The organism is Falsibacillus pallidus, assembly GCF_003350505.1.
Taxonomy (GTDB): Bacteria; Bacillota; Bacilli; order Bacillales; family DSM-25281; genus Falsibacillus; species Falsibacillus pallidus.
The window spans coordinates 295801-306180 of the sequence record NZ_QQAY01000002.1; the positions used below are offsets into that span (position 1 = coordinate 295801).

Sequence of the window (10380 nt, forward strand, 5' to 3'; positions counted from 1 at the left end):
AAATATCAAGAAAAGGAAATTATATGAGAACAAAATATTCAATAAAAAATGTATCTATAGGTGTATTTTCTCAGATTATCATTGCATTATTAGGTTTTATTTCTAGAAAAGTTTTTTTAGACAGCTTAGGAACAGAATATCTAGGTGTGAATGGTTTAATGACTAATGTTTTAGCAGCAATGGTGTTAATTGAAAGTGGAATTGGAACGAGTATTGTTTATAACTTGTACAAACCGTTAGCAAATAATGATACAGAAAAAGTGACAGCTTTAGTACAAATTTATAAAAAAGCATATTTTATCATTGCAGCATTATTGGGTTTGTTTAGTATGGGATTATATCCCTTATTAAATTATATAATGAAAGATGGTGAATCAATTTCTCACTTAAATATTATTTTTTTTATTTTTGTAATCAAAAACATAATTTCATATTTAAACGCCCACAAAATATCATTAATAAATGCCGATCAAAGAGGGTATTTGATTGCGAGAGTGAATTTATTATTTCAAATGGGCACAATAATTTTAAGAATACTTATTTTAATTTTTACAAATGATTACATTTTATATTTATTAGTAGAATTAATTTTATTCACATTACAGAATATTATTAATGGAAAGATTGTATACAAGAGATATCCTTATTTGAATACTAAGAAAAAGTATATGATTGATCATTCTACAAAACAAAATTTAAAAATAAATGTTAAGGCTATGTTTTTACACAGTATAGGTGGATATTTAGTTTTTGGAACTGATAATATTTTAATGTCATCATTTGTTGGTTTGGCATCAGTTGGACTTTATTCTAACTACTCAATGATTACACAGCAGGTTGCTGCTTTACTAACCCCAATATTAGGAGGTATCGGGGCTAGTATTGGAAATTTGATTGCAACAGAAAATGCAGAAAAAAAATACTCTATTTTCAAAATATCTTTTTTTGTTAATTTTTGGCTATATTCATTGAGTGTAATCTTTCTTTATAATTTGCTGGAGCCTTTTATTAGTTGGTGGATAGGAAAAGATTATCTACTGGATAAATTAACCTTCATTTTTATATTAATTAATTTTTACTTACTTGGAATGCGATCAGCAATATCAACATTTAAAATTAAATCCGGATTATTTGTTCAAGATAAGTTTGCTCCTGTTATTGAAGGGGCGATTAATCTAGGCGCATCCTTGATTTTAATGAAATATTTTGGATTAGCAGGAATTTTTATTGGTACTACAATAAGTACAATACTTACCGTACTATGGACACAACCGTTCATAGTATATAAGTTAGTATTTCAAAAATCAGTTTTGAGGTATTTTTATTTATATGGATTTTATGCAATGCTCACATTCTTAGGATGTATATTATCTCAAAAACTCTGTGGAATACTAGTAGAGGGTGATACATTTATTTCACTACTACAAAAAGGTTTGATTTGCCTCTTTGTTCCAAACATAGTATATGTCATTCTTTTCTTAAAAACAAAAGAATATAGATATATTTATAATACAGTTCTATCGAACTTAGTTTTCTTCAACAAAAAGAAACAATTTAAAGAAGTATAACAAAGTTTTTTATTTATACCTTGGAAAGAAAATTGTCAAGGTCGAAACAAATAAGAAAATGGACGGAATAGAGACCAAAAAAATAACAATATTATTTCACCTCCATTCGTGAGAGACATATTATATAGAAATGAATTTTTAAATGAAAATAAAATTTCATTTTGTACAGGCTTAAAGCAACAAATACGAGGTGAAATAATGGATAAAATAAGTGGGACAGAAAATATTTCGGATTTACAAGTATTATATTTAGATGGAACATCAGTTGGTTTAAACTTTAAAAACAAGATAGAAGCTTCTTCTATATTTATTCAGCAATCAGAAAATAATGGACTTACCTGGGAAAATTCAGTTTTAGAAACCGAATTAACCCCCTATTCAAGCGATGCGAAAGTCATTGGACTAAAAGAAAATACAATATATTATTTCAGATTAGTTACCATTTCAAATGTAGTTGAAACAATTACAGAAGACCCCTATATTTACAATCTTGAACTCACTAAATGGGGTGTGTTTAATGATGGAACTCATCCTATTGAAACCACAAAGGGAATTAATGATGCTTTAACATGGGCTCAAAAGAATAAGAAAAAAACTTTTAAAGTTCCTTCCGGTGTTTACTTGATAAAAAAAGGTGAACCGAATGATCCAGAATCAAGAATAAATATGGTAAGTGATATTACATTTGAATTAGACGCGAATACAGTTTTAGAAAAGGAATCAAATGATAAAGAAGGATATGAACTACTTTATATTGGTCCTGGGATAAATAACGTCAAATTACAAGGAGGAACATATAGGGGAGACAGACTTACACACGACTATACTAAAAGGGATACGCCATATTCTTCCGGTACTCATGAAAGTGGATATGGAATACTTTCACAAGGAGCTCAGAATTTAATAATTGAGAATGTTAAATCGGAATATTTCACTGGTGATGGATTGTGCATAGGTGGTAAAGCGACTGGCATAAGGTCAATCACGACTTCCGATTTAGAATTAGGGTCTTTAGATTTAACAGGTAATAAAGTTGTAGACCCCTTAAAAACAAGATTAAAATCCCCTGTTTATTTGACCAACGATATATTTAAATCACAAAAAACATTTGTTTTTGATCATGTGCAAAACATTAGCTTAGATACTACATTTGATGTATATTTTTTTAATTCGTCAAACGTCTTTTTAAATACTATTAATAACCAATATTTAATAAAAAGTTTTGTGCCAATTCCAGATGATGCCTATTATTTTTACGTAGTTTTCCATTCTTCCAATCTAAACAATGTTAGGTTAGAAATATGGAGCAAAGTAATTTCAAAAAATGTTACAGTAAACAATTCTGACTTTTCCTTTAATCGAAGACAAGGAATAACAGTTGGAGGGGCCGAAAATGTTACCATTTCAAACAATTTACTACATGATATCAATGGTACAGCCCCGCAATCGGGAATAGACGTTGAGGCTGGATTTTTCCCCAATAATAATATAAATATTAACAATAATCATTTTTATAATAATAAAGGGTACGATCTCATTCTTTTTGATGGAAGTAATGCAACAATTGAAAAAAATATCTTTGAATCAAAAGCCATTGGTCTTGCAATATCTAAACCATTTAGCGGTGTAAATGTATTAAATAACGGTTTTACAAATGCTGATATAACTATACTGGGTAAAAATGTGGTTTTTTCAAACAACACCATAAGTTATTCTCAGATAAATGTAACAGGTTATGACATTGAAATATCTGATACACTACTGACAGATGTTAAAATGACTCTAGATAGTAATATCCCTAATGGAATAAAAATATTTAACCTTACTCTTAAGTTTAATGGAATACCTAATACGGGTTTGTATTTAGGGAACGAAATGATGGAATTTAGAAACATTCACATGATTGGAAAAACTGAAGGTAGAAATTTGAGTGGACTTGGATCTAGTAAAAATGTTTATGAAAACTTTGTTATAGAAGGATATAATGTGAAATACGGATTTTCATTACCATTAGGAACCTACAATAATTGTTCATTTATATCCACTGAAAATGAAAATACTCCAATTAAAATTGATCAATCTGGATCTTATATTTTAAATGATTGCATTTTCGAAAATAATATTAAATCTTTGCAAATTGAAAATACTTCAGAAATATTCAATGTGGAAATAAATAACTCTACATTTAAAATAAAAAATAATATTAGTTATGGAGTTATATTTGTGAAATCTGCAAAAAAATTAAATATTTCAGGAAATACGTTCTATATGAAGAATCTTACTAATGGATCGACCCCAGTATTAAAAATAGGTCCATATGGATTTAGTAAGCCGTCACAAATATTTGAGGTTTCAATCATAGGAAACGAAATTTATACTAATATAGTAGCAATAGGCATAGATACCTCAAATGCTGGAACTGACGCACCACCATATCTCATCCAAGACAACACCTTATATAATGCAAAATTAAAGCTGACACTGAAGGACATGAACATTAACAATAAAGAGCTGACGAATTAAAATGCAGGAAGCCACTAAACTATTAGTGGCTTCCTGCATTTTAATTAATACTTTTTCCATTCTTTGCAAAGGAGAGATTCCCATGAAAATTGCACTACTATCTGACATACACGGAAATGCAATAGCTTTAAAGTCTGTCATAAAGGATATCAAATCAAGAGAAATAGAACAAATATGTGTATTAGGAGACATTTGTTTTAGAGGACCTGAACCCCAAAGGTCATTAGATTTGGTCCGTTCCTTAGATGCAAATGTTATAAAAGGAAATGCAGATGAATGGATAATTAGAGGCATTAAAGATGGAGAGGTGCCTGAAACTGTTTTTAATTGTATGGCAGAGGAAAGGGAATGGACAGTTAATCAATTAGATGAAGAATCTATTAAGTATTTATGCGGATTATCTAATGAAATAAGAATGGAGGTAGGCAGTTTAAAAATTCTAATGTTCCATGCAACTCCTGATAGTTTATTTGAAGTGATATTACCAGATGCCAGCGACACTTTAATGTTAGAAAAAATGATGAAGGATGATTCGAATATTTATATTTATTCTCATATACATAAACCGTTTATTCGTTTTATTAATGGGAAATGCGTAATGAATACGGGAAGTGTAGGGATGCCATTTGATGGCAGAAATGAATCTTCCTACATTATTTTAGAAATTAATCAAGACTCGTTTCACTCTACCATTGTTCGAGTGAAGTACGATGTAGAACATGCGATTCAACAGTACGAAAAATCGAATTATCCTAATAAAGAACAAATGATTTCAATTTTAAAAACTGGTCGTGTTTAATGTAATAAATCATAAAATGTATAAAGAACACAAGCCCGCTAAAAAAATGAAGTACATGATCCGAATCTTACCAATTCTGTATATGCATTCATCTGGCTCCAATCAAGTTGTTTCAATCCAACTTCTGTGCAAGAGCTTTCTCCATATATGAGCAAGAATCTGATTGTCTTGATCGGGAATATAATTCGTACTAGCACATCTGATTGAATTAGGGGTTCTTTATTTTCTACTGATTCTTGGTTTTCTTTCATTTATCCAGAGACTTAACCTCAAAAAGGAGGTGATCGCCCTTGGCGTAGCGATCCTATATGGTTTAACAGATGAGCTTCATCAGGTTCCGTTCGTTTTCGCTTGTTGATTTGGTTAAGGACGTTTTGGGGATTTTCATTGTTTGGTATCTATTTCGGCGTTCGTATTTCAGGAAAAGACCTTCCGAGACAGGGCTTTTCTTTACAAAATAAAAGATATTCAACATGAATTAAAGAGATTTCTGTCGAAAAAATGTTCTTTAAAATGAACGAAAAGTGCTTTATAATTAAAATAAGTAATTTATTCAAAAAATTTTTATTTATTTTGTTCTATATAAAGAACAAAAAAGAGGTGAACATATTGAGTAATGCTTGTTTGTATTCAAAACCAAAGGTAGTGGTTCACCAGCCCATCCGATTCGAGACGGCTCAAAGCTGGAATAAAGGGCATGGGAATCTGGATCATCCAGGTAAGGGAAATGGTGGCACCAATTATCCTAACGATCCCTATACTGGCCCGCATAATGGAAATGGCGGAGGCAATGGCAACGGAAAAGGGAATGGAGACAAGCCATAATTAAATTGTGATTGTGCCAGAGCCGATGTTTGATCATTGGCTTTGGCTCTTAAAAAGGAAGCTGTTTGCTAAAGGGGAGAAACCATGAATATTATACATACATTGGTTGGTGAACAATTCTTCCAAATTGCCAATCATTCGAGCACCCTTTCAAAAATGCTTGATAGGATGTTCTACGCTATTAGTCCAATGGATAATCAGCCTGATTTGTACATAAATATTAATGATGGATACGGTACTGTCTTTTTAGATTATGAAGTAGTGGCTGCAAAAGAGAATAGTGTTATTTCATTTAAACGGGCTGACTATTTAATCGAAGTTGATGAGGAATTTTCTCAGGCAAACATATTTGTTCATAATGAACTTGCATTAAAACATGCTCTGATGAACTTATATAGTTCATTTTTGGTCCATAAAAAATGGGGTCTTCTGATTCATTCTTCCTGTGTGATAGATAATGGTGCTGCACATATCTTTGCGGGACCATCTGGCTCCGGAAAGTCTACAGCAGCTATTCTTTCACATCCGCGTGAGATTTTGTCAGATGAAGCTGCCATCCTCAAGATTTCTGAGAATGGGGTTCAAGTTTATAATTCTCCATTTCGAAGTGAAATTGATTCCAGAGATGTTCTTGCAACTTGCCAACTTAGAAGCATTCAGATGCTTATTCAGGCAGAGGTAAATGAGAGAAAACAGCTCTCAAAGTCTGACGCATTGTTGAGTTTAATAGATAAAGTTTTTTATTGGCCGTATAGTTCACAGGAGACAGAAACCATTTTGAAATTATTGGAGAAGGTTGTAAGGAAGGTTCCTGTATACCAACTTTATTTTCAAAAAAATGATACCTTTTGGGAGTTGATATCTTAATGAAAAAGTATATTCAAAATCGTGGTTGTGAAACCACACAATTGGATAATGAGTGGATTATTTTAAATTCAAATAATTTAACGGTAACTAAAGTAAATGAAGTGGGAGGATACTGCTGGGAACTTCTTCAAAATGAACAGAGTCTGGAGAATTTAGTGAGTGCAGTAGAGGTACAGTTTTCCGGAGAATTACGGCAAGAAGAGATAACGGAAGACATTAAAGAATTTTTGGACAGCCTTCTGCAATGCGAGGTGATTGAAGTTGTTGTTTGATCAGCAGACGATTAATCTACTTCAGAATGTGATCAAAAGAGAAGGAAAGATCACACTTCCAGCTACCGGGAATAGTATGTTTCCTTATATACGCAGGGGGGATAGTTGCACGTTTATTCCTTTTGAACCTGATGAACTTAAAAGAGGAGATATTGCCTTATTTCATCAAATAGATGGAAGGCTCGTTGCGCATCGATTTTTTTATGTTCATCACGACCAGTATTTATTTAAAGGGGACTCAAATCAAGGATTTGATCATGTTGTAGCTAAAGAGCAATTAATTGGAAAATTAGTCTCGATTAAACGAAATAATAGATTGTATGCTCCTTCAGCGATATGGAAAATGATGATTTTAAATGTACCGATGCTTTCTGGAATGATCCGTCTTTATATTAATAAAAGAAAATGCTAATGGAGTGTACCCATTATGAATTACTTTCAACATGTTCGATCCTTGGTTATCGGAAAATATTTCAACTTGAAAGAAGGGCGAAAAGCTTTTGGGCTTCTTAAACCACACATTTTAAAATATTGGAGAGAGCATGCCATTTTATTCGGATTGCTTGCTGTCGATATCTTTTTAACGATTGCATTCGCCTGGTACTATGGGAATGTGACAGATGCTGCGATTGGCAGCCGCTTAAATCAATTAAAAAAGTTGGTTCCGATTGGTATTATTCTTATTCTATTGAGCATTTCGTGTACATTTTTAAATATAGTAGTAGAAAACAGAGCTTCAAATGGCGTGAAGAAAGAAATGAAAAATTATTTATTCAGCCATATTCTAAGGTTGCCTGCGAAATATACTTCGACTCATCCCACCGGTGAATTATTGTCCCACTTTTCAAATGATATCCACAGCGTTGATGGACTGATAGGAAGTAATTTAATCAACCTGATTCGTCTGCCGCTTATATACATAGTTGTATTTATTTATTTAATGCAAATTAATGTCACCTTGTCTGTGATCAGTTTATTGATTGCACCAATCGCACTTATTTCAGCCGTTTTTTTTGGAATGTTATTAAAGAAAAATGGACGGCAATTGCATGAACTTATAGCTGCTATCCACCACCATTTAAATGAATCCTTCCATGGTATTTCCGTCATTCGTTCATTTACACTTGAAAAAAAGCAATATAGCACGTTTGCTGAAAAAAACGAAGAGCTTTTCCAATTGGAAACTGCAAGTGCCAAACTGCAAGGATTATATTATGGTGGAGGCCAGTTTGTCAGCGCAGTCGTTTATCTGATCAGCATATGTTTGGGGTCTTACTACATATCACAATCTATATTGACAGTTGGTGCTTTACTGACTTTCATCAACCTCGTCAATCATTTGGTTTATCCATTAACGGGAATGGCGGGGCAGTGGGCAGGCTTCCAGCGCTCTGTTACTGCTTTGGAGAGGGTTTTGAAAGTCTTGGAGCAGCCAGTTGAATCAAAGAAACTGCCAACTTACGATCCTATTAATAAGGTAGGCTTATCTATTAAATTCACGGATATGACTTTCGGGTATGACGAAACAAAATTGTTATTTAGTCGATTGAATCTTGAATTTCCAGCGGGAAAAAAGATTGCATTAGTAGGTCCAAGCGGTGCAGGAAAAAGTTCGCTTTTTAATTTACTGCAGGGGCTTTATCAGCCGCATTCAGGCAGAATTTATTTGAACCAAATGCCTATTGAAGATCTTACAATGTCAGCTTTACGAAGTTCGATTGCCTATGTTGCTCAGGAAACGTTTTTATTTGCGGGGACGATTGAGGATAATTTAATGATTGCTAAGCCGAACATATCCCAACCGGAAATGATTAATGCTTGTAAAAAAGCCAATATTCACGAGTTTATTCAGTCTCTTTCGGATGGTTATCAGACAGAGATAGGGGAGAGGGGAATAAAATTATCAGGCGGTCAAAAACAGCGGCTGGCCGTTGCACGTGCTATTTTAAAGGATTCTCCCATACTCCTTTTAGATGAAGCCACATCTGCACTTGATAATGAATCGGAACACTTTGTTAAGAAAGCTCTTAATGAGTTAATGGAGGGACGGACGACCATTATCATTGCTCATAGATTAACGACTGTAAGGGATGCAGATATCATCGTGGTTTTGAATGAGGGACGAATAAGTGGAATTGGCACACACGAGGAATTAATCAGGGAAAATGATTTATACCAGCGCCTTAATAAAACGGATTTCGAATTAAAAGAATATGTGTCATTGTCTCTTGCAGCCAATGATTGAATCTCTAAGGGGTGAGTGAGACTATGAGTTTTATTTCTTCATTATATAAACCAAATTCCAGCATTGTATTTAATGAGGAAAATAGCCGGATTTTTATGAATGAACTTCAAAACAATGATATTGCCCCACAGATTTTACATCAACTAAAAGCGCGGGGTGCATGGAACCAAATACCTCCCACTATAAAGGAATATTTAAAAGATAAGCATGAGAAAACACTAATTAATAATTTTTTCATCAAACACCAAACCGAACAACTTCTCGTTCAACTTGAAGAAGAAGAAATAGAAGCAATACCATTAAAAGGAACGATATTTGCTGAGAAGGTATACGGACATTTTGGTGCCAGACCAACCTCGGATATTGATATATTAATAAAACGCAAGGATTTAAGCAGGGTACAGAAATGTGTAATGGATCTTGGATTCATTGAAGAAGAACCACTCATTCCAGGGCACTTCCATTGCAGCTACAGTAAAAAACTCCATGGATCGAGTATTCCATTAGTGGTAGAAATCCATTGGGACCTGCTTAAGGAAAATACCTCTACTCTAAATATTCAAGATTTCTGGGAAAATGCGCTGCCCTATAATCATTTTAAATATATTAAAGAGTTGTCCATCTATCACACCTTTTACTTTATGTGCCTTCATGGTTGGAGGCATAATTTAGATTCTTTTAAGCATTTTATTGATCTTGCAATGCTCATTACGAAATATCTTGCAGCAATCGATTATGAAAGACTGATGGATGATTGTACTTTTCACCAAACAAAAAAGCGTGTGATTCGCACTTTATCGATTGTTTACAAAGAATTTCCATTTTTGAACCAACTAAAAGAGTTTACTTGGAAAAAGAAAAACGTACATTGGGCATACGGATCAAATAATTCAAGTTCAAATAGAATGCTGCGCAAGTATATGGATTTCGCTGACTACCAGTTTTTCAGCTATGATAATCCAATACATACTTTCGCGCAGATTATAGATTTTCTAACTCCTCGAAAAAATTCAAAATAAAAACCTCGCTTTTTACGGCGAGGTTTCTTCATATTCATTCCTTAAAATACTGTCTAACCAACCCTTTCCCATCTTTCACTTCCACTTCAGCATAGGCACCATTTACAAAGGTAATCTGAGGAGGGACATGCCCGCAATCCACGTCATAGATGATGGGAATGCCGAGTTCATCTGCAAGTTCCTGATAAATATCTTCAGCTGTGTAGCCATTCACCGGCTGGTTGGCGCTGCTTCGGCCAAACAGAATGCCGCTAGTATTTTC

The 10380-nt window shown here is 33.4% G+C and carries 10 protein-coding genes and 1 pseudogene; 10 read left to right on the forward strand and 1 reads right to left on the reverse strand.

The annotated features are described in order from the left end of the window. Window positions 1-23 precede the first annotated feature (23 nt). The 10 genes from DFR59_RS05180 to DFR59_RS05225 all read left to right on the forward strand — a co-directional run bounded on the left by DFR59_RS05180 (window position 24) and on the right by DFR59_RS05225 (window position 10118). Complete coding sequence (locus tag DFR59_RS05180) at window positions 24-1568, forward strand: lipopolysaccharide biosynthesis protein (protein WP_114744541.1); 1545 nt, start codon at window positions 24-26, stop codon at window positions 1566-1568. A 198-nt stretch (window positions 1569-1766) separates the two neighbouring features. After that, window positions 1767-4091: a right-handed parallel beta-helix repeat-containing protein gene (locus DFR59_RS05185; protein ID WP_114744542.1), complete on the forward strand. Its 2325-nt coding sequence runs from the start codon at window positions 1767-1769 to the stop codon at window positions 4089-4091. 82 nt (window positions 4092-4173) lie between these two features. Then, complete coding sequence (locus DFR59_RS05190; protein WP_114744543.1) at window positions 4174-4890, forward strand: metallophosphoesterase family protein; 717 nt, start codon at window positions 4174-4176, stop codon at window positions 4888-4890. A 202-nt stretch (window positions 4891-5092) separates the two neighbouring features. Further along, a complete protein-coding gene (locus DFR59_RS20570) occupies window positions 5093-5248 on the forward strand; it encodes a VanZ family protein (protein ID WP_425454697.1) in 156 nt (51 codons plus the stop codon). Window positions 5249-5499: 251 nt separating this feature from the next. After that, window positions 5500-5715 carry a hypothetical protein gene (locus tag DFR59_RS05200; protein ID WP_147278256.1) on the forward strand — a complete coding sequence of 72 codons (216 nt, stop codon included), beginning with the start codon at window positions 5500-5502 and terminating at the stop codon, window positions 5713-5715. An 84-nt stretch (window positions 5716-5799) separates the two neighbouring features. Further along, the gene (locus DFR59_RS05205; RefSeq protein WP_114744546.1) at window positions 5800-6582 is read left to right on the forward strand and encodes a hypothetical protein; all 783 of its coding nucleotides are present in this window, start codon (window positions 5800-5802) and stop codon (window positions 6580-6582) included. Then, window positions 6582-6854 (forward strand): PqqD family protein, encoded by a 273-nt coding sequence (locus DFR59_RS05210; protein WP_114744547.1) that lies wholly within the window; start codon window positions 6582-6584, stop codon window positions 6852-6854. The genes DFR59_RS05205 and DFR59_RS05210 overlap by 1 nt, the downstream gene beginning before the upstream one ends. Further along, complete coding sequence (locus tag DFR59_RS05215) at window positions 6847-7266, forward strand: S24/S26 family peptidase (protein ID WP_114744548.1); 420 nt, start codon at window positions 6847-6849, stop codon at window positions 7264-7266. The genes DFR59_RS05210 and DFR59_RS05215 overlap by 8 nt, the downstream gene beginning before the upstream one ends. Before the next feature lie 15 nt (window positions 7267-7281). Beyond that, window positions 7282-9099, forward strand: coding sequence for an ABC transporter ATP-binding protein (locus DFR59_RS05220; protein ID WP_114744549.1), 1818 nt, complete (start codon window positions 7282-7284; stop codon window positions 9097-9099). A gap of 23 nt (window positions 9100-9122) precedes the next feature. Next, on the forward strand, window positions 9123-10118 hold the full coding sequence (locus DFR59_RS05225; RefSeq protein WP_114744550.1) for a nucleotidyltransferase domain-containing protein: 996 nt from the start codon (window positions 9123-9125) through the stop codon (window positions 10116-10118). Window positions 10119-10152: 34 nt separating this feature from the next. On the opposite strand, the pseudogene DFR59_RS05230 reads toward DFR59_RS05225, so the two are convergent. After that, a pseudogene (locus DFR59_RS05230) lies at window positions 10153-10380 on the reverse strand (LD-carboxypeptidase); the annotation flags it as partial.